The sequence below is a fragment of the Nonomuraea turcica genome (assembly GCF_030718205.1).
Classification (GTDB): domain Bacteria; phylum Actinomycetota; class Actinomycetes; order Streptosporangiales; family Streptosporangiaceae; genus Nonomuraea.
This window is the reverse complement of record NZ_JAUZQF010000003.1, coordinates 14,164-33,085: the sequence shown is the minus strand read 5'-3', so window position 1 is coordinate 33,085 and position 18,922 is coordinate 14,164. Positions and strand designations below refer to the sequence as shown.

At 70.3% G+C, this 18,922-nt stretch carries 17 protein-coding genes and 1 tRNA gene; 4 read left to right on the top strand and 14 right to left on the bottom strand.

Annotation, left to right across the window (positions count from 1 at the left end):
* Positions 1-24: 24 nt before the first annotated feature.
* Positions 25-1,269 (bottom strand): beta-propeller fold lactonase family protein, encoded by a 1,245-nt coding sequence (locus tag Q9G87_RS09005; protein ID WP_305915775.1) that lies wholly within the window; start codon positions 1,267-1,269, stop codon positions 25-27.
* 655 nt (positions 1,270-1,924) lie between these two features.
* On the opposite strand from Q9G87_RS09005, the gene Q9G87_RS09000 reads away from it, so the two are divergent.
* Both Q9G87_RS09000 and Q9G87_RS08995 read left to right on the top strand, forming a co-directional pair.
* Entirely contained in the window at positions 1,925-2,713 is a 789-nt protein-coding gene (locus Q9G87_RS09000) for an IPT/TIG domain-containing protein (protein WP_305915774.1), read from the top strand.
* Positions 2,714-2,812: 99 nt separating this feature from the next.
* Complete coding sequence (locus tag Q9G87_RS08995; RefSeq protein ID WP_305915773.1) at positions 2,813-3,817, top strand: IPT/TIG domain-containing protein; 1,005 nt, start codon at positions 2,813-2,815, stop codon at positions 3,815-3,817.
* Positions 3,818-3,844: 27 nt separating this feature from the next.
* Here the strand turns inward: Q9G87_RS08995 and nrfD are convergent, their stop codons facing one another.
* From nrfD to Q9G87_RS08950, 9 genes are all read right to left on the bottom strand, one after another.
* Entirely contained in the window at positions 3,845-4,747 is a 903-nt protein-coding gene (nrfD, locus tag Q9G87_RS08990) for an NrfD/PsrC family molybdoenzyme membrane anchor subunit (protein WP_305915772.1), read from the bottom strand.
* Between the two features lie 17 nt (positions 4,748-4,764).
* The gene (locus Q9G87_RS08985; protein WP_305915771.1) at positions 4,765-5,592 is read right to left on the bottom strand and encodes a 4Fe-4S dicluster domain-containing protein; all 828 of its coding nucleotides are present in this window, start codon (positions 5,590-5,592) and stop codon (positions 4,765-4,767) included.
* A gap of 2 nt (positions 5,593-5,594) precedes the next feature.
* Positions 5,595-6,476 (bottom strand): formate dehydrogenase accessory protein FdhE domain-containing protein, encoded by an 882-nt coding sequence (locus tag Q9G87_RS08980; protein WP_305915770.1) that lies wholly within the window; start codon positions 6,474-6,476, stop codon positions 5,595-5,597.
* Positions 6,476-8,899, bottom strand: coding sequence for a formate dehydrogenase-N subunit alpha (gene fdnG / locus Q9G87_RS08975; protein WP_305915769.1), 2,424 nt, complete (start codon positions 8,897-8,899; stop codon positions 6,476-6,478). The genes Q9G87_RS08980 and fdnG overlap by 1 nt, the downstream gene beginning before the upstream one ends.
* A 12-nt stretch (positions 8,900-8,911) precedes the next feature.
* The gene (locus tag Q9G87_RS08970) at positions 8,912-9,487 is read right to left on the bottom strand and encodes a hypothetical protein (RefSeq protein ID WP_305915768.1); all 576 of its coding nucleotides are present in this window, start codon (positions 9,485-9,487) and stop codon (positions 8,912-8,914) included.
* A gap of 73 nt (positions 9,488-9,560) precedes the next feature.
* Positions 9,561-10,085 carry an LLM class flavin-dependent oxidoreductase gene (locus Q9G87_RS08965; protein WP_305915767.1) on the bottom strand — a complete coding sequence of 175 codons (525 nt, stop codon included), beginning with the start codon at positions 10,083-10,085 and terminating at the stop codon, positions 9,561-9,563.
* Complete coding sequence (selB, locus tag Q9G87_RS08960) at positions 10,078-11,904, bottom strand: selenocysteine-specific translation elongation factor (protein ID WP_305915766.1); 1,827 nt, start codon at positions 11,902-11,904, stop codon at positions 10,078-10,080. Before selB ends, Q9G87_RS08965 begins: the two co-directional genes overlap by 8 nt.
* Complete coding sequence (gene selA / locus Q9G87_RS08955) at positions 11,895-13,211, bottom strand: L-seryl-tRNA(Sec) selenium transferase (protein WP_305915765.1); 1,317 nt, start codon at positions 13,209-13,211, stop codon at positions 11,895-11,897. The genes selB and selA overlap by 10 nt, the downstream gene beginning before the upstream one ends.
* A gap of 25 nt (positions 13,212-13,236) precedes the next feature.
* Positions 13,237-13,333: transfer RNA gene (locus Q9G87_RS08950), tRNA-Sec, on the bottom strand.
* Positions 13,334-13,479: 146 nt separating this feature from the next.
* Here Q9G87_RS08950 and Q9G87_RS08945 point away from each other — a divergent pair.
* The gene (locus Q9G87_RS08945) at positions 13,480-14,025 is read left to right on the top strand and encodes a hypothetical protein (protein ID WP_305915764.1); all 546 of its coding nucleotides are present in this window, start codon (positions 13,480-13,482) and stop codon (positions 14,023-14,025) included.
* A gap of 26 nt (positions 14,026-14,051) precedes the next feature.
* Here the strand turns inward: Q9G87_RS08945 and Q9G87_RS08940 are convergent, their stop codons facing one another.
* From Q9G87_RS08940 to Q9G87_RS08925, 4 genes are all read right to left on the bottom strand, one after another.
* Positions 14,052-14,843, bottom strand: coding sequence for an alpha/beta hydrolase (locus tag Q9G87_RS08940; RefSeq protein WP_305915763.1), 792 nt, complete (start codon positions 14,841-14,843; stop codon positions 14,052-14,054).
* A gap of 77 nt (positions 14,844-14,920) precedes the next feature.
* The gene (locus Q9G87_RS08935; RefSeq protein WP_305915762.1) at positions 14,921-16,129 is read right to left on the bottom strand and encodes a metal-dependent hydrolase family protein; all 1,209 of its coding nucleotides are present in this window, start codon (positions 16,127-16,129) and stop codon (positions 14,921-14,923) included.
* Positions 16,126-16,554, bottom strand: coding sequence for a GAF domain-containing protein (locus Q9G87_RS08930; protein ID WP_305915761.1), 429 nt, complete (start codon positions 16,552-16,554; stop codon positions 16,126-16,128). Before Q9G87_RS08930 ends, Q9G87_RS08935 begins: the two co-directional genes overlap by 4 nt.
* On the bottom strand, positions 16,551-17,924 hold the full coding sequence (locus Q9G87_RS08925) for an MFS transporter (RefSeq protein ID WP_305915760.1): 1,374 nt from the start codon (positions 17,922-17,924) through the stop codon (positions 16,551-16,553). The genes Q9G87_RS08930 and Q9G87_RS08925 overlap by 4 nt, the downstream gene beginning before the upstream one ends.
* 130 nt (positions 17,925-18,054) lie before the next feature.
* On the opposite strand from Q9G87_RS08925, the gene Q9G87_RS08920 reads away from it, so the two are divergent.
* Complete coding sequence (locus tag Q9G87_RS08920; protein ID WP_305915759.1) at positions 18,055-18,921, top strand: MurR/RpiR family transcriptional regulator; 867 nt, start codon at positions 18,055-18,057, stop codon at positions 18,919-18,921.
* Position 18,922: the final 1 nt, after the last annotated feature.

Genomic DNA, 18,922 nt, shown 5'->3' with positions numbered 1-18,922 from the left:
GCCGTCACGCCTGGACGCTGAAGATCACAGCGGCGCGCACCTACTCCTCAGGCAGCGACCTGCTCGGTGGCCGCCTCCGCGATGCGCCTTGCGCCTGCCCTTGGTCGCCTTCTCATGATCGACCTTCACCTTGACCTGCCCACTGTTGCGCCCTGCCTGCTCCGCAGTCGACACGTCGTGTTGGTCCTGGTTGGACCTGCCCTTTCCGGACCCGTCCGAAGTGCTGCCTCCTTCTTGCTCGGTCTGCCGGCCGGCCACGCTGCGCGGACGGTCGCCGCGGGTCACGCCACCCGTCACGCCACCCGTCACGTCACCGGTCGCGCCCACGGCCACATCGAGGGGTGAATCGCCGACGGCGATCGTTCTGATGACGGTATTCGTGGCGGCGCCGATCACCGAGATGCTGTTCGATCCTCCGTTGGCCGCGTAGACCCGGGTGCCGTTTCTTGAGATCGCCACCCCGACAGGACTCAGGCCCACCGGTACGGTGTTGCTGACGGTGTAGTCGGCGGTGGGGATCACCGACACCGTGTTCAAGGACGAATCGGTCACGTAGGCCAGGGTGCCGGCCGGGTTGACCACCACTCGCTGAGGATCAAGGCCCACCGGGATGATGGCGATGGGGGTGTTGTCGCTGATGCGGATCACCGACACGATCGCGGACCCGCGACTCACCACGTAGAGACGGGTGCCATCGGAGGTGACGTCCACCCCGGCGGGATTCAGTCCGACCGGGATGTCGGTGACGGCATAGGTGGCGGTGTCGATCATCGACACCTGGGTGGAGAATTGCCCCGCATTGCCCACATAGACACGCGTGCCATCCGGAGTGAATGTCACCCCGACGGGGAAGTCGCCGACCTGGATGGTGGCGATGACGGCATTGGTGGCGGTATCGATCACCGACACGGTGTTCGAGGACGCATTGCTCACATAGACGCGGTCGCCGCGGGGAGAGACCGCCACCCCCCAGGGGAGGGTTTCAACTTGAATGGTGGCGATGACCGCGCGGGCACCTGTGTCGATCACCGACACGGTATTCGAGTCTCCGTTGGTCACGTAGGCGCGGGTGCCGTCGGGGGAGACGGCGACCTCCTGAGGGTTGTTTCCCACGGCGATGGTGGCGACAACAGTGCTGGTAGCGGCATCGATCACCAACACGGTGTTCGACAGCGTATTGGTCACGTAGACGAATTCCCGGGGCTCAGCGGGAGCCGGCACAGGGGCGGCGACCGCCATCAGTGCCGTGAACCCGATCGCTACGGCCATCCCTGCCCCTGACGCCCGGATACGGGACCACCATCCCCGAGCATCACGTCGTCCCGGCAGCATCGAAGGACGATGTCCGGTCACACTCGGTCGAAGCCAGAGCATGAGAACCTCCATATCGACGATCACATGGTTCGGTTCTACATATGCATGACATTTCGCCGAGAGGCGCGGCGCGCAGGCTTGCCTCTTCCGGGCGATGAATTGGCACGTTTCTGGATTGACGGCCGGATCGGGATCAACGTTCCCAAAGGTGACTCAAGTCCTTTGTCTTGGATATCCCTTTTGAGTATTTGCTCAGGAAGCCGCCTCCGCGTCATGGCCGCTTACACCACCGGCAGGGCATCACACAATGCAATAGGTAAAGTTCTTTCTGCGAATCTTTACTTGGATCTGCGGAGAGTGTTCAATAAAGCTGTCAACAAGCGGTCCGGATCGAAGTAATGGAACCGACTCCAGATCATTCGAAGATCTGGGCTTCGATCAGCCGAGAAGAGAATCTTCTGGCGCGCTTGTCGCCATTTGCCGACTGCCTGATCCGCGAGATTCACATTTTCCCATCCCGTCGCTGCGAATCCTGCCATGCCCAGCCGAAGGGAGAACCTCTCATAGCGCATCTTTCATAGAAGCCCCGTCCGAGAGAAAGATCAGTCAAATGGCACCAGTCATCACGTCAATCAGCGTCGCGCCGCAGAACACCAATCAGGGAAGCTACGGCCAGATTCTCACCGTCAACGGCACCGGCCTCGGCACCACGGTGAATGCCACCATCAGGGTGGGAGCCAAGGGCGTCACTCCCACCACGAACACCGGCACAGTGGCCACGTGCACGCTTCCCGCCGGATGCGGGCCGGTCGGCGTCAGTGTCGTCGTCAGCGGCACCGGCGGCGGCACGAGCAGCTCGCTGCCGCTGTACTACATCGGGTCCCCGTTCGTCGCCGAGGTCGCGCCGTTCGAAGGTTCGGCCACCGCACCCTCCGCTGTCACGTTCACCGGCACGGGCCTGCTGACGACGAACCAGGTCCAGTTCGCGGGCGTGACCGCGACTCTCACACCTCCCACCGGCGACACCCAAGTCACGGCGACCCCCGTAGCGATAGCCGAACTCGCTGCCGCGCCATGGTTCCAGCTCAGGAGCGCCTCGGTGCGAACAGCGGGCGGCACGTTCACCATCGCCAACGCCGTGGCACTCTACGACGATCCCGTGATCACAGATCTCGACCCGGACACCGGCCCGGCGGGCACCGAGGTCCTCATCACGGGCACCGGATTCGCCGGCTCGACCATCAGCGTCACCTTTGGCGGCGTTGACGCCGACTTCACCTCCATTTCCGACACGCAAATCCTGGCCACCGCCCCCACAGGTCCCATCGCCGGCGCGCAGGACGTCATCGTCAGCACACCAGGCGGGGACAGCGTCGCCGCCACCTTCACCTACACCTGAGTCTCGGCGAGGAAACTCAACCGTCGGGGCAACGCGATAGGGCGCTGCCCCGACGTCCATCAGCGCTCAACCGGACGCTCCCGAGAGGACGTGACGACCATGGCCCCCGTCGTCAGCAGCGTGACTCCCCATCAGGGCTCTTTCGCGGGTGGCACGAGCGTGACCATCACCGGAAGCGGGTTCGGCGGGGCCTCCGCTGCGAGATTCGGCGGGACACAGGCCGCCGGTTTTGTGCTGGTCTCCAGCACCAAGATCACCGCTATCTCCCCGCCAGGCGCAGGAACGGTCAATGTGACGGTGACCGGCTCCTCTGGCTCCAGCACGCAAACGGTCCCGTTCACCTACGTGAACGCACCCGCCCCGATCATCACCGCTCTGGCGCCGAACACGGGTCCGGAAGCGGGCGGAACCACAGTCACGGTCACGGGCAGTGGGTTCACGGGCGCTACCCAGGTACGGTTCGGAGCGCTGGCGTCCAGCTTCACCGTCGTCTCCGGCAGCCAGCTCACCGCCACAGCCCCGGCCACCGGGCCGGCCCCCGTCCTCGTCACGGTCACCACCCCGGCAGGCACCAGCAATCCGGCGCCGTTCTGCTATTTCGCCACAACCGCGCCGGTCGTCACCGGCATAGCGCCCAGCGGCGGCCCTCTCGCCGGTGGCAACACCGCTACGATCACCGGGTCGGGATTCGCCGGCGCCACCCAGGTACGGTTCGGAGCAGTGGCGTCCGGCTTCACCGTGGTCTCCGACAGCGAGGTGACCGCCACCGCACCCGGCGGTTCCGGCACTGTCCCGATCACCGTGACCACGCCGGACGGATCGAGTGCGGGCGATGTTCACTACAGCTATGTCGCCGCCCCGACGATCGTGAGCCTGAACCCGAGTGAGGGACCGTCCTTCGGTGGTAACTCCGTCACCATCGTGGGGACCGGCTTCACCGACGTCACCGGTGTGCTCTTCGGCGCCTCCCCCGCTCCGTTCTCCATCGTCTCCGACACCCAGATCGTGGCCACTCCGTCCGCGGGGTCTGGGACGGTCATGGTCACGATGGTGTCAGCCGGCGGCTCGAGCTCTCCCGGCGTTCCTTACACCTACCTGGCATGAGCGCTTTCGGGACTGTGCTGCTGGTCATCACACCTGGACGCTGAAGATGACGGCGGCGCGCAGGGCCAGCACGCCGGCCAGCACCAGCAGGGGCACGGCCAGCGAATGACGCATGGCCGCCGCGCCGTCCGCCGACAGCCGTTCGGTGACGAGGCCGTACAGGCCCGGGGCCAGGCCTGCGAGGGCGACCAGCCACAGCACGAGCCAGGGCAGGCCGAACACGATGCCTTGCGTGCCCGCCGCGAACAACGTCACCGCGAACACCACGATCAGCGCCAACTCCAGCAGCGCGTACAGCCGCTCGGAGACCGACAACATCCCGGCGCTCGGGCGCGCCTCCGGGCGGTAGCGGGCCAGCAGGAGCATCAGCGCGGCCGAGCCGGCCAGGCCGGAGGCGAGAAAGAGGCCGCCGAGGGCCCAGGTGTCGCTCCACACCGGCTGGTTCGACACCGACAGCAGTACGCCTGTGTAACCGGCGATGAACAGGCCGAACAGCGATCCGAAGATGGTGAAGGGGCGGTTGTCGAGCCAGGTCACCAGGGGGAGGCGGAGCTTGCCGTCGCGGACGAGCGAGGCGGCGAAGGAGACCGTGGTGATCGCCCCGAACACGACCAGCGCCCAGGAGCCGATCGACATCGGCGACCAATATTTGAAGTTGAGCCCCGGGTGGCCTGGGGTGGTGTTCCACATCATGTGCCAGAAGCGCCACGGCTGGCCGAGGTCGAGGGCGAGCAGGAGCGGCGCGATGAGCATCGGCGGGAACGCGATGTAGTAGCCGATCCTCGCCATCGGCTCGTCGCCGGGGGCGTTGCGGAGCCTGAGCAGGGTGGCCAGGACGTACGAGCCGCCGGACAGGCCCGCGAGGAAGAAGTAGGCCAGGATGTACCACAGCCAGTCGGGTGGGCCGGCGAAGTGCTGGACGTTATCCATGGTCGGCCTCCGCCTTCCTATCCATCGCTCTCTCCCTCGGCCTCCGTCACGGTCTCCTTGCGGCGGCGCAGCGCGATCAGGCCGCCGAGGACGCCCAGGATCGCGGTGACCGCGGCGGTCAGGTAGCCGCCGACGTTGTTGCGGCTGGGCAGCACCGCGTTGCGCTCGTCCGGCAGGCCGTACTTCTCCGGCCGGTCCATGAGCAGGAAGAACGCGTTCAGGCCGCCGTACACCTTCTCGTCGTGGCCGTACAGGCGGGCCTCCGTGACGCCCTGGGCGTGCAGGGTCTCCAGGCGTTTGGCGGCCGTCTGGCGCAGCTCCGAGACCGGGCCGAACTTGATCGACTCGGTGGGGCAGGCCTTGGCGCAGGCGGGGGTCATGTCGTTCTGGAGGCGGTCGTAGCAGAGTGTGCATTTCTGTGCGATGCCGTTGGTGTGGCTGGCGCCGATCACGTCGTACGGGCAGGCCGCGATGCAGTTGCGGCACCCATTGCAGACGTCGGGCTGGATGAAGACGCTGTCGAACTCGGTGCGGATGATCGCGTTGGTCGGGCAGACCTCCATGCAGCTGGCCTGCTGGCAGTGTTTGCAGACGTCCGACATCATCAGCCACGCTTTGCCGTTGCCCTGGGTGAGGCTCTCGTCGGGCACGTTGTCGTGGAACTGCACGTGCCGCCAGTTCTCGGCGTCCAGCTTGCCGGTGTTGTCGAAGCCGTCCAGGAACGACGGTTCGTTGCCTTCCAGCTCGTTCCACTGCTTGCAGGCCACTTCGCAGGCCTTGCAGCCGATGCACACGCTGGTGTCGGTGAAGAACCCGTACGCCTGGCCCGGTGTGATGTGCGGCATCTTCAGAACCCCATCAGATTGGGCGTGATCTTGGTGTAGCCGTGATCGGCCATGTGCAGGTCGATGGGCACGGCGGCCAGCTCGTCCACGTGCGGTACGGCGTGGGGGTCGCGGCCGAGGTCGACGTCGATGAGGTAGCCGCGGCAGGCCTCGCACGATTCGGCCCTGAGGTGCGGGAACAGCGCGTCGCCCGCGGCGGTCCCCCGGCCGACCCGCGGTTCCTCGCTTCCGGACGGCGCGGCTTCGGCGTGGACGGTTCGCTTACCTGTTTCGCCGCATTGCGGGCACGTGGTGGCGGAGAAGGTCCACTCGTGGGCGCATCGGGCGCAGTGCAACATGCGGCGGCCGCTGACGAGCGGGTCGTCGCCGGCGGTGCGGTAGCTGAGCTGCGGCGCTCCGCCACACGCGGGGCAGCGCCGCCCCGCCTCGTGGCCGGTCGGCGCGGAGAGCGGGACGACGCGCATCGTGGCGCGCGCGAGATAGCGCTCGACGGGCGCGAGCTCCTCGCCCGCGAGCCAGGCGTCCAGCAGGCCGCCACCCGAGCCCCTGGCCGTCCCGAGCGGGCCGCCACCCGAGTCTCCGGCCGTCCTGAGCGGCCCGTTGAGAGCGGCGGGCGGACCGGCGCCCGAAGCCGGGGCCAGGAGGCCGTTGCCGACGGCTATGCGGACCGCGGCCGCCAGGAGCGGGGGGCCGTGAGCGGCGGTCGCCTCGATGACGCGGGGCAGCACGTGCACGTGCGCCCACTCCACGGCCCCATCGGACGGGACGCGGTCGCCCACCGACTCCCACGTCTCCACCAGCGCCAGGTACAGCCCGAACACCTCGGCCGCGTGCGGATACCGCTCGCGCAGCGCCCCCGCCCGTGCCCGGTCCCTGGCGAACATCAGAGCTTCTCGATGTTCACCAGGAACGCCTTGTACTCCGGCGTCCGCGCGCTCGCATCCCCCACGAACGGAGTGAGGGCGTTGGCCAGCCAGTGCTGCCCGGTGTTGATGCCCACGAACCCCCAGTGGATGGGGATGCCGATCTGGTAGACCCTGCGGCCGTCGATGTCGAGCGGCCCGAGCCGGCTGGTCACCACCGCCCGCACCTCGAGCTTGCCGCGCCGGGACGACACCCGCACGCGATCACCCGTCGAGATGCCCTTCTCGCGCGCCAGCGCGGCGGGCACCTCGACGAACGCCTCCGGCTGCAGCTGGACCAGGTGCTCGACGTTCTGGGTGACGTAGTGCTCGTGCTCGGTCAGCCGGTACGAGGTCGCCACGTACGGATAGTCGGCCACCGTGCCGAACCGGTTGGGCCGCCCGGCCCGCTCGTCGTACCTGAAAGCCACCGGCGTCGCCGACACCTGCGGGTGCAGCGGGTTGGCGATGGGCGACTCGATGGGCTCGTAGTGCTCGGGGAACGGCCCGTCCGCCACCGCGTTGCTGAACAGCCGGCCCACGCCCTCGCCGGTCATGATGAACGGCAGCGGCGCGTCAGGGCCGGGCCCTGTCGTCGGCGGGTAGTCGGGCACGTCGCCCACCCACTTGCCGTTCTCCCAGGCGATGCCGGGGCGCGAGGGGTCCCATGGCCGGCCGTTCTCGTCGGCGGAGGCGCGGTTGTAGAGGACGCGGCGGTTGGCGGGCCAGCTCCACGCCCAGTTCGGGTAGAAGCCCATGCCGCTGGGGTCGTTCTTGGCCGGGTCCTGCACGCCGTCGCGCCGCTTGGCCAGGTTGCCCTCCTCCGGGTAGTGGCCGGTGTAGATCCAGTCGCCGGCACTGGTGGTGCCGTCGTCCTTCAGGTCGACGAACGTGGCCAGCCGTTTGCCGGTCCGCAGGTCGCGGCCGTTGATCTCCTGCGCGATCTCGTCCAGCTCGGGTTTGCGCGGGTTGGCGTACGGCAGCGCCATCTTCAGCACCGGGTCGGGGAACTTCCCGCCCTGGGCCTCGTACAGGTCCCTGACCCGCAGGAACAGCTCGGAGAGTATCCAGTGGTCGTGCCTGGCCTCGCCCTCTGGCGGCAGCACCTGGTCCTTCCACTGCACCCAGCGGCCGCTGTTGGTGAACGAGCCGTCCTTCTCGATCCAGTGGGTGGCCGGGAGCATGAACACCTCGGTCTGGATCTTCGCCGGGTCCATGCCGGGGGCCTGCCAGAACTCGGAGCTGGTGGTGGCGAACGGGTCCATCACGCACAGCCACTTGAGGTTCGTCAGGGCCTGGAGCACCTGGTTGGAGTCGGGGCCGATGCTGGTCGCGGTCATCCCGGACAACATGATGCCCTGCATCTTGCCGCGCAGCGCCTGGTCGAAGATCGAGATCCAGGAGGCGTTGGCGGCGGGCTTGGGCAGGTAGTCGAAGGCGAACTCGTTGTCCTTCGTGGCGGCGTCGCCGTACCAGGCCTTGAGGAGGCTGACGAGGTAGCGGCGGTAGTTCTCGCCGAAGAAGTTCACCGCCCTGGGGTGCAGCTTGACGCTGGCGCTCTCGCCCAGGTAGGCGTTGATGTCCTCCTGGCCCGGGGCCGGGATGCGGAGGTAGCCGGGCAGGATGTCCCAGGAGATGGCGTGGTCGGTGTTGCCCTGGATGTTGGCGTGGCCGCGTTCGGCGTTCATGCCGCCGCCCGGGCGGCCCATGTTGCCGAGCAGCAGTTGCAGGAGGGCGCCCGAGCGGATGAGCTGCACGCCGGTGGTGTGGTGGGTGAGGCCGACGGCGTACACGATGGTCATGACCTTGTCCGGGCGGCCCATCTCGCCGACCTGCCTGGCCACCTGGAGGAACTGCTCGCGCGGGATGCCGGTGATGCGGGCGACGGTGTCCGGGTCGTAGCGCTGGTAGTGGGCGCGGAGCAGGTTGAGCACCGAGCGCGGGTGGTCGAGGTCGATCCTGGCGTGGCCCTCGTCATCGGTCTCGTACGCCCACAGCTTGGTGTTGTAGACGCCCTGCTCCTGGTCGAAGCCGTTGAACATGCCGTCCTGGAAGGCGTACCCGTCCTTGACCACGAAGCCGGCGTTGGTGGCCCACCTGACGTAGTCGTCGTGATAGAGCCGGTTCGTCAGGACGTAGTTGATGAGGCCGCCGAAGTAGGCCACGTCGGTGCCGGTCCGGATCCGGACATACGTGTCCGCCACCGCTGAGGTCCGCGTGAACCGCGGATCCGCATGGATGATCTTCGCGCCTCTGTCGAGCTTGGCGCGCATGAGCCAGCGGAAGCCCACTGGGTGGGCCTCGGCCGGGTTGGCGCCGTTGACGAGGATCAGATCGGCGTGCCTGATGTCACGCCAATGATTGGTCATGGCCCCTCGGCCGAACGTGGCAGCCAAACTGACCACCGTGGGACCGTGTCAAACACGGGCCTGTTGTTCGAGGTGAACCAGGCCCAACCCCCTCATCAGCTTCGTGGCGAGATAACCCTCTTCCGAGCTGAACGCCGCCCCGCCGGCGAAGGCGACGCCCTCGCAGCGGTTGACGACGTTGCCGTCGGCGTCCTGGGTGACGAACGTGGCGTCACGCGAGGCCTTGATGTTCCTGGCGAGCCGGTCGAGCGCGAACTCCCAGGAGACCTGTTTCCACTCCGCCGCTCCCGGCGCGCGGTAGAGCGGGTGTGGCACCCGCCTGCGCGAGATGGCCAGCTGCAGCGACGTCGCGCCCTTCGGGCACAGCGTGCCCTCGTTGACCGGGCTGTCCGGGTCGCCCTCGATCTGCAGCAGCTCCGTCTTGCCGTTCGCGGCCTTCTTGGTGTGGGCGATGAGCGAGCACCCGACCGCGCAGTACGGGCAGAGCGAGTGCGACAGGGTGGCCCCTTCGATGCGCAGCCGCTGCTTGACCCTGATCGACTCGGTCAGGTCGAACCCCAGAGCGGAGCCGCCGAGCACCCCTGCCGGTCCGATGCTCAGGAACTGCCTCCGGCTGACCTCCATGGCCGGAACTCCCCTCAGCTGAAGCTTTGGGTACCAACCTTTTGTTCACCGTATGATCTGACTCCCTGCGCGTCTAGCCCTGGGCCAGTTGAAGGTCGTGGCGGCCGCCCGGATCCTCCGGATTGCGCAAGAGGTCGAGCAGTCTCGCATCGGCCGGCACCAGCACGCCGTGATCGCCGCGTTCGGCCGCCAGACGCAGCGTCTCCCGCCAGGCGGCCCGCCCCGTCGGCACGGCGACGGACACCCACCGCCCCGCCCCGTCCTCTTCGTACGTGCCGTCGCCGCTGTGCCGCACGCGGCTCTCCCCGTCCGCCTCGGCACCGGCGATGAGAGTGAGCCGTCCGCGGCTCAACCGCTCCACCGTCGCCAGCACCTGCGGCGCGGGAGTGTGGGGCACGGCCACGACCAGGATCGATCGGTAGGTCAGCGCGGCGAGCGCGGCGGTCAGCGTGAGCGGATCGAGCGACGGCGCCGCACCGTGCTCCACCCACAGGGCGTCGGCCCCGGCCGCCTCGAACGCCACCGCGTCGGACAGCCACTCCCCCGGATCGTCCGGCGGCCTCGGCAGCACGACCCCGGCCTTCACCCGCTCAGTCATCGTGCCGCTCCCTGTCCACGACGACCCTCAGCCGGTCGTCGATCCTGCGGGTGAGGTGGAGCCTGTCGAGGTGCTCCAGCAGCGGGATCACGACCCGCCGGTTGGTCTGGAGCGCGGCCCGCGCATCGCTCGCCGTGAACGGCTGCGGCAGCTTCGCCAGCAGCCGTGCCGCCTCGGTGTCGGCGCCGGGCAGGAGCACCACGCCGTCGGCGAGGCGCAACACCAGTCCGGCCCGCGCGGCCAGCGCGACCGCCCGCCTGCCGAGGCCGAGATCGGGCAGCCGTGCGGCCTCCGGCGCCAGGTACGGCGCCCCGGCCAGCTCGGCACGCAACCGCTCGACGGCGCCGACGACGTCCGCGGGCACGCCCTCGCCGTCGATGCGGCCATCGGACACGTGCAGCGGCGGGCAGCTCTGGACCAGCGCCTCGACCAGGTCCCGCGCCGGGAGGCCGAGCGCGGTGCGCGCGGCGTCCACCGGGATGCCCGGCTGGTCGGCCACGACCGCCCTGAGCCGCTCCGCCAGGCTCGCCCACGACGCGGGGTCGACCATCCAGTCACCGGCGCCGGGCACGTCGAGCCCGGCCGGATCGCACCCCATCGCGGCCAGCTCGGACCGCCGCACCACCCCGCGCCAGCTCAGCACAGTGGCCGCATCGGGCACCCGGCTCGCCGGCTCATGTGCCCGGCCGCCGTGGTGCTCGGGGACGGCGAAGGGTGCGGGGTCCGCAGCGGGGACGGCGAAAGGCGCGAGCTCCGCGGCGGGAACGGCGAAAGGCGCGAGCTGCGCGGCCCGTTCCGCGGCCGCGCCTCGGCGGCGCAGCTCCGGTGGTCGCACGTCGAGCACCAGCACGCTCGTGATCGGCCGCCCTGAACAGCGCAGCAGGGCCCGGTCACCGACACGCAGCGGGAGCGCCCGCGCCAGCGTCAGCCGCGCGGCCCTCGTGCGATCGGAGAAGGGGCGGACGCGTACCGGCACGGAGGCCGACCCCATGTGCAGGACGGCCTCACGCGGCGGTGGCCAGCCGTCCAGTCGCGCGTCCACCACGCCGGTCTCGATCCAGGCGTCGGGCGTGAGCAGCGTCGTGCCGCGGAGCACGCGGTCGCGTTCGACGCCGCGCAGGTTGACCGCGACGCGGGCGGTGGCCGTGACCTCGTCCACCGGCTCGCCCGTGACCTGCACCGCCTTGACCCGTACCCGTTCGCCGTCCAGGACAAGGGTGTCACCGGCCCGCAGGGTTCCGGCGGCGAGCGTGCCGGTGACCACCGTGCCCGCGCCCGTGATCGTGAAGGCCCGGTCGATCCACAGCCGCACCGGCGCCCGGGGGTCGGGCGGCGGGAGGGAGGAGACCAGCAGGTCGAGCCCGCGGCGCAGGTCGTCGAGCCCTTCGCCCGTGGCGCCGCTCACCGTGACGACGGGCCAGGAGGGGATCCGCTCGCGGGCCTCCTCCACCGCCAGTGCGGGATCCATGAGGTCGCACCGGGTGACAACCAGCAGGCCCCGCTCCACGCCGAGCGCCTCGATCGCCTCCCAGTGCTCCTGGGACTGGGCCTGCCAGCCCTGGTCGGCGGCCAGGACGAACATCACGGCCGGCACCGGGCCCAGCCCGGCCAGCATGTTCGTGACGAACCGCTCGTGCCCCGGCACGTCCACGAAGGCGAGGCGGCGGCCCGACGGCAGCGTGGTCCAGGCGAAGCCGAGGTCGATGGTCATGCCGCGGCGGTGTTCCTCGGCCCACCGGTCGGGTTCGATGCCGGTGAGCGCGCGGACCAGCGTAGACTTGCCGTGGTCGACGTGCCCGGCCGTGGCGATCACGTACATGCGCGCACCGCCTCCGCCAGCTCCTCGTCCAGTTCGGGCGGCACGGAGCGCAGGTCGAGGAGGAGCCGGCCGCCTGCCACCCGGCCGACCACGGCGGGGGCGCCCACGCGGAGCGGGAGCGCCAGCCGTTCGGGCAGGGCGAGCGCGACACTCGGCAACTCGTGACCGGGTGCTCCCCCGCCGCCCACGACGGCCACGCTCTCGACCACCTCACACGCCACCCGCCCCGCCCCGCCCCGCTCGCGGCCATCGTGCCGATCACCCGTGCACAGGAGCGCAGCCAGGCGGTGGGCACGGCGGCGTAGCCCGTCGAGGTCGGCGTGGAGCGCGAGCCGTACCGGTGGGTCCGAGCGGAGCGTCGCCTCCAGGGCGGCCAGGGTCAGCTTGTCCACGCGCAAGGCGCGAGCGAGCGGATGGCGGCGCAGGCGCCGCACCAGGTCGGCGCGGCCCAGGATCAGCCCCGCCTGCGGCCCGCCGAGCAGCTTGTCGCCGCTGGCCGTCACCAGCGCGGCGCCGTCGCGCAGCGCCGTGCCGACGTCGGGCTCGTCCGGGAGCAGCGGGTCCGGGGCGAGCAGCCCCGAGCCGACGTCGACCACCACGGGCACCGGCAGCGTGCTCAGCTCGGCGACCGAGGCGGCGGCGGTGAAGCCCTCGACGCGGAAGTTGGACGGGTGGACCTTCAGCACGAACCCGGTTTCGTCGCCGATGGCGTCGGCGTAGTCGCGGGCATGGGTGCGGTTGGTGGTCCCGACCTCGCGCAGTCGAGCGCCCGTGGATTCGAGCAGGTCGGGGAGGCGGAATCCGTCCCCGATCTCCACCATCTCGCCGCGGCTGACGACGATCTCCCGCCCGGCCGCCAGCGCGGTCGCCGCCAGGACCAGCGCCGCCGCGTTGTTGTTGACGACGTGCACGTCCTCCGCGTCAGGAACAGCCGCCGCCAGCGCGGCCAGCGCCGCCCGCCCGCGCCGCGCCCGCTCCCCCGTCACCAGGTCGAACTCGACGTCCGTGTACCCGGCGACCGTGCTCATCGCCTCGACGGCGGCGGGCGAGAGCGGCGCCCGGCCCAGGTTGGTGTGCACGAGCACACCCGTGGCATTGATCACCCGGCGGGGGCCGTCGGCCAAGGCGGACACGGTGGCCGCGACGACGTCCTCTGGTGCGATCCGGCCCTCCCTGGCCCGCTGCTGCGCGGCGACGACCGCGGCCTTGGCGACGGCCCGTCCTGCGCCCCTGGCCGCCTGGACCACCCGGGGGTCGGCCAGGACGGTGTCGGTACGCGGGATCCGGCGGCGCGGATCATCGCCCATGGCGGCCTCGTGTCCTAGGGGAACCTGGAGCGGAGGCGCACGGGAATCGAACCCGCCGACGACGCCGCGCGCCGTCCACCGGTTTTGAAGACCGGGGTGCACACCAGAACACAAGCGCCTCCAAGGTCAATATTTCACGATATGACCCGTCCAGGTGACGGAGGACTTCAGGATCGTGACACCTCCGCGAAGGGAGGCAGCCGTTCACCGTCCGGGCCTGCCGGGTTACGTTGGGAAGAGCCTCCCACCGAGACCTGCGAAGGACGTGGTGCCCGTGCTTTACCTCTTCGGCTTCGAGCGGATCGGCGTGGCCGTGAGCGACATCTACTTCGTCGACCCCGACCCGATCCCGGGGCAGGAGAGCGCCGAGCGAGGCGTGCGGCTGGAGATCCGCCGGCTCGAAGCCGGTGAGTTGAAGGGGTCCATCTACTCGGCCCGGCCGATCACCGTGGATCGGCCGCTCTGGCGCATCGACCTGCTGGAGTCGGTCGACAGCCCGCCGGGGAGCTTCAATCGCACCCATCATCACCCGTCCATCGACGGGTGGGAGCCGGGGCCCCGGGTGTTCGACACGGAGTTGTCCGGCGAGCCGTTGAAGTGGCTCAGTGAGCGGCTGGCCGATCTGGAGGGGGTGCTGGAGGAGGTTGGATTCGACCGGAGCGAGGTGTCGCCGGCGGATGTGGCGGGGCTGCGTGACCGGGCTCCGGAGATCGTCGACACCGTCGGCCGGCTGCTGGAGCGCATCCGCACCGAGGAACTGGGCACCCCGCCGGACGCCGGGTCCGCCACCAGCATGCGGGTCAGCTGGCTCTGACCCCGGGCCACGGCACGGAAGACCGCCTAGATCCCCTCGGCCAGCTTCACCACGGCGCGGATCAGCTCGTCGCCGGTCAGCATGGACAAGTCGTTGTGCCCCGCGCCGGTCATCTCCACGGTCGTCACCCGGCCCCCGGCCGCCTCGGCGACCGCCCTGCTCAGCCGCGCCGGCACGATCGTGTCGCGGGTGCCGTACACGACCACCGTGGGCGCCCGCACGGCCGCGATCCGCTCCGCCACCGGGTACCGATCCCGCAGCAGCAGCCGCACCGGCAGGAACGGGTAGTTGGCCTGTCCCGCCGCCGCCAGGTCGGTGAACGGCGAGCGCAGCACCAGCCCCTCCGGCGGCTGCTCCAGCGCCAGCCGGGTCACCACCCCGGCGCCCAGGCTCTCGCCGAAGTAGATCACCCGGGCGTCTCCGAGGAAAGCGCGGGCGGCGCGGACGTCGAGGTGCAGCCCCTCCTCGGTCGGGGTGCCCGGGTTGCCGCCGTAGCCGCGGTAGTCCATGAGCAGCACCGGCAGCCCGTGCGCCGCCAGCGCCCTGGCCAGCGGCGCACGGTGCAGCCGGTTGCCCGCGTTCCCGCCCGCGATCAGCACGGTCACGTCGCGGTCGCCGGGCACGTACCAGGCGCCCAGGCGCAGCCCGTCGCCCGTCGTGAGCGAGACGTCCCGCGCACCCGGGATGACCTTCCCGGCCGGCGGCACAGAGGACCGGTCAGGCAGGTAGATCAGCTGCCGCTGGAACAACCACAGCAGTCCGAGCAGCAGGAACACCACCGCGACGATCACAAGAGCGGTCCGCGTCAGCGACGTCACGCAACAAACGGTACGCCCGCCCGGGTGCCGGGGGCTCGTCCTACGACACGACCGCGCCTGCCTGCCGGCGGCACGTCCTACGACACGACCGCGCCCGCCTGGACGACGTGGCGGATGTGCTTCGGGTCGGCCAGCACGCCGATGTCCTCCAAGGGGTCGCCGTCGAGCACCAGCAGGTCGGCGTGCGCGCCGACCGCCAGCGTGCCGATCTCGCCCGTCATCCCGGCCAGCTCGGCCGCGCCGGCCGTGGCGGCCCGCAGCACGTCGATCGGCTCCTGCACCTCCCGTCGCAGGCGGAACTCGTGGTTCTGGTGCCGCTGCATGCCGCCGAGCAGGTCCGTCCCGTACGCCAGCCGCACCCCGCCCCGCGCGGCCCGCTCCAGCGCGACCAGCCCGGCCTCGAGCACCTCGTCGACCTTGCGCCAGCTCGACTCCGAGAGCCCGAACGCCCGGCCCTCCTCCTTCAACGCCCAGTACGTCACCAGCGTCGGCACCAGGAACGCGTCGTGCTCGCGGAACAGCTCCACGCTGCGGTCGTCGATCAGGTTGCCGTGCTCGATGGAGCGCACCCCGGCCTCCAGGGCCCGGTTGACGGCGCGGGCGGTGTAGGCGTGCGCGGCCACATACCGGTTGGCGGCCCCGGCCTCCTCGACGGCCGCGCGCAGCTCCTCCATCGAGTATTGGGTCGAGTCGATGCGATCGGTCGGCGAGGCCACCCCGCCGGACGCCATGACCTTGATGTGGTGGGCGCCCTTGCGCAGCTCGTCGCGGGCGGCCACGCGGACCGCGTCGACCCCGTCCGCGACCCGCCCTACGCCCGCGCAACACGGGTGGTCGTCGCTCACGTGCTCGCCTCGGCCGCGGAAGTCGGCGTGGCCGCCGGTCTGGCTCAGCCCTTTGCCGCAGAACAGCAGCCGCGGCCCCCGGATCAGCCCTTCCGCCTGCGCGTCGGCCAGCCCGTGGTCGGCGCCGGACACGTCGCGGACCGTGGTGAAGCCGCGGCCGAGCATCTCGCCCATGATTCTGGCGCTGTGCGCGGCCACGTACGACGGGGACATGCGGCCGAGCGCACCGAGGTCCGCGGTCAGGGCCGTGACGTGCACGTGCGCGTCGATCAGCCCGGGCACGACGTACGCGCCCGCCACGTCGAGCACCCGGACGTCCGACGGCGCCCGCAGCCCGGGACCCGCCTCGACGACGCGGCCGTCCGAGCACCGCAGGTCCCCCTCGGCGTACTCACCCGAGTCGACGTCCAGCACCAAGGCGTTGCGCAGCAGCAGGTTCATCGCACACCCCGGCGCAGGGCGGGCGCCGCGAGCGGCGCGAGGGACTCGGCCACGGCGACCGACCCCTCGTCGTAGGCGCCCTCGGCGTCGAGGATGTTGAGCACTCCCAGCACCTGGCCTCCCTCGACCACCGGCACGTTGATGATGGACCCGCAGCCCAGGCTCTCGATCAGCTCATGATCGGCGAACACCTCTCGCACGGCCACCCGGTCCGGTCCGAAGAACGGCTTGCGCCCCTCAATGCACGTGGTCAGCCAGCCCTGCGCGACCTCCACGGTCTTCTCCCCGCCGACGGGGTATTCAGCGGGATGGCTCGTGTGGACGCGGCGCAGCGCCCGCCGTTCCGGCGCCCAGGCCAGCACGGTGAAGAGCCGCACACCCAACTCCTTCCGCACCCGTGTTTCCAGTTCCTCCAGTGCTGTCACTTGGCACCCTCCTTGGCCGGCTCGGTCAGCTCTTCCAGCGATCGCCCGGCCGTGGACAAGCCGAACACCACCACGCAGATGACGCCCGCCACCAGGACCGCCGTGGTCAGCCCGAACACCCCCGCGAAGCCCAGACTGGCGGCGGACAGGCCGATGATCGTCGGCGCGAGGATGCTGCCCACCCGCCCGAACGCACTCGACAGCCCGGTCCCCGTGGCGCGGATCCAGGTGGGGAACACCTCGGGCGTGTAGGAGTAGACGCCCGCGTACGTGCCGTTGAGGAAGAACGACAACACCGCGCCCGCCAGCGTGATCGTGACCGGCGAGTCCATCTGCGACAGCCAGAACGCGCTGACCGCGGACCCGGACAGGTAGAGCGCGATCGTGTTCTTGCGGTCCAGCCGCTCCGACAACCAGGCCGCCGAGAAGTAGCCCGGGACCTGCGCCAGGTAAATGATGATCGAGAACTCGAAGCTCTTCGTCACCGTGATGCCGCGCTGCACGAGCAGCGTCGGAATCCAGGAGAAGAACCCGTAGTACGAGAACGTGATCACGAACCAGATCAGCCAGATGACGGCGGTCCGCTTGGCCATGACCGGGCTCCACAGGTAGCGCAGCGCGCTGAGCAGGTTCACCTTGGGAGTGCTGGTCGCGGGCGGCGTGGCGGACTCGGGCACCGACGGCAGCGGACGGCCCGTGGCCCGCTCGACGCGGCGTTCGAGGTCGGTCACCACCGCCTCGGCCTCGTCCACCCGGCCGTGTTGCAGCAGGAACCGTGGTGACTCCGGCAATGATCGGCGCCACCACAACAACATCACGATCGGCAGCGCGGTGATCACCTGCGCCACCCGCCAGCCGTCCTCCATCGTCGGCACCACGAACCGCCCGATCAGCGCGGCCATGACGAACCCGAAGGAGAAGAACCCGGCCAGCGCGCCGATGAACCACCCACGCCGGTTGGCCGGCACGAACTCCGAGAGGAACGGCGCGATGATCGCACTCTCCGCGCCCGCGCCGGCTCCGGCCAGCACCCGGCTCGCCAGGAACACCTCGTAGTTGGGCGCGAACGCGGCGACCACGGAGAAGACGGCATAGAACGCGAGCGCGTACATCATGACCTTCTTGCGGCCGATGCGGTCGCCGAGCAGCCCGGCGGTGGCCGCGCCGAAGAGGAACCCGAACGGGGTCGCGGACCCGATCAGACCTAGCTGGCCGTTGTTCAGGCCCCAGGCTTCCTGCGCGCTCGGCAGCAGGAAGGCGACCACGGCCGAGTCCATGCCGTCGAACGTGTAGCCGAGGCCGCCGATCAGAAGGAGAAGGTAGTGCGGCCGGCTCAGGGGGAGCCGGTCCAGCCGGGCCAACAAGGTCATCGAACACACCCTTTCGACCGATTTCGCAGCAACATACAGTGCAGATTCCACGATCTGCAATAATCTTTGCAATGTGTTACGAGCACGTAGCATGTTTCCGGCCTGCAGCTCTGCCCGAGAGAAGGATGCGTTGACCGACAGCTTCGAGGACTGGCTCGGCGCCCGGACGCCGGACCGCGGCCTGCGCGGCAAGGCGGCCGCGGTGCTCCAGGTGCTGCTGTCGCAGCCGCGGCGCGCGTCGTTCGGATCGGCGGCGGAGCTGGCCCAGGTCGCGGGCGTCAACGTGGCGACCGTGACCCGCACGGCGCAGGCGCTCGGGTTCGCCGGCTGGCCGGCGCTCCAGCAGGAGTTGCGGGCCCGCTACCTCTCCTCGCTCAGTGCGGGCCAGGTCGCCGCCGAGCACCGCGGCACCGGCTCGCCCAGCTCCCGGTCGCTCCGCCGCGACCTCGACAGCCTCGCCCTGCTCAACCGGCGGGTGGACGAGGCGGTGCTGCTCACGATCGCCGAGGCGGTGGCCACCGCCCGGCGCACGGTGATCCTCGCCGAGGGCAGTTACGCCGCCGTCGGCCTGGCCCTGGCGCACAACGCCGGCCTCGCCGGCTACCCCGTCACGGCGGTGACCACGGGCGACGCCGAGCTGGCCAACACGATGGCCACCATGCGCTCCGGCGACGTGCTGATCGCCATCAGCTTCTGGCGCCTGTACGAGAACACCGTGCTGGCCGCCAACGAGGCCCGCTCGCGCGGGGTGCGGGTGTTCGCGCTGACGGACGCGGCCAGCCCCGCCCTGGCGAGCGCGGCCGAGGAGGTGGTCATGGTGCCGGCCGAGGGTGAGGCGTTCTTCCCCTCGCTGACGGCCGGGATGGCGGTCGCGCAGGCACTGGTCACGCAGCTGGCGGCCGTGGATCCGGCCCGTACGGGCGCCTCGATCGAGGCGGCGGAGGCCATGTGGGCGAAGTTCGACCTCCTCCACCGCCGCCCCACCGGCCGGCCCTAGA

Excerpts from the sequence above, each read along its gene's own strand:
- selA (WP_305915765.1), bottom strand. The coding sequence starts at position 13,211 with ATGGGCGATGATCCGCGCCGCCGGATCCCGCGTACCGACACCGTCCTG.
- Q9G87_RS08970 (WP_305915768.1), bottom strand. The coding sequence starts at position 9,487 with ATGGAGGTCAGCCGGAGGCAGTTCCTGAGCATCGGACCGGCAGGGGTG.
- selB (WP_305915766.1), bottom strand. The coding sequence starts at position 11,904 with ATGTACGTGATCGCCACGGCCGGGCACGTCGACCACGGCAAGTCTACG.
- Q9G87_RS08935 (WP_305915762.1), bottom strand. The coding sequence starts at position 16,129 with ATGAACCTGCTGCTGCGCAACGCCTTGGTGCTGGACGTCGACTCGGGT.
- Q9G87_RS09000 (WP_305915774.1), top strand. The coding sequence starts at position 1,925 with ATGGCACCAGTCATCACGTCAATCAGCGTCGCGCCGCAGAACACCAAT.
- Q9G87_RS08965 (WP_305915767.1), bottom strand. The coding sequence starts at position 10,085 with ATGACTGAGCGGGTGAAGGCCGGGGTCGTGCTGCCGAGGCCGCCGGAC.
- Q9G87_RS08985 (WP_305915771.1), bottom strand. The coding sequence starts at position 5,592 with ATGCCGCACATCACACCGGGCCAGGCGTACGGGTTCTTCACCGACACC.
- Q9G87_RS09005 (WP_305915775.1), bottom strand. The coding sequence starts at position 1,269 with ATGGCCGTAGCGATCGGGTTCACGGCACTGATGGCGGTCGCCGCCCCT.
- Q9G87_RS08995 (WP_305915773.1), top strand. The coding sequence starts at position 2,813 with ATGGCCCCCGTCGTCAGCAGCGTGACTCCCCATCAGGGCTCTTTCGCG.
- Q9G87_RS08925 (WP_305915760.1), bottom strand. The coding sequence starts at position 17,924 with ATGACCTTGTTGGCCCGGCTGGACCGGCTCCCCCTGAGCCGGCCGCAC.
- nrfD (WP_305915772.1), bottom strand. The coding sequence starts at position 4,747 with ATGGATAACGTCCAGCACTTCGCCGGCCCACCCGACTGGCTGTGGTAC.
- Q9G87_RS08980 (WP_305915770.1), bottom strand. The coding sequence starts at position 6,476 with ATGTTCGCCAGGGACCGGGCACGGGCGGGGGCGCTGCGCGAGCGGTAT.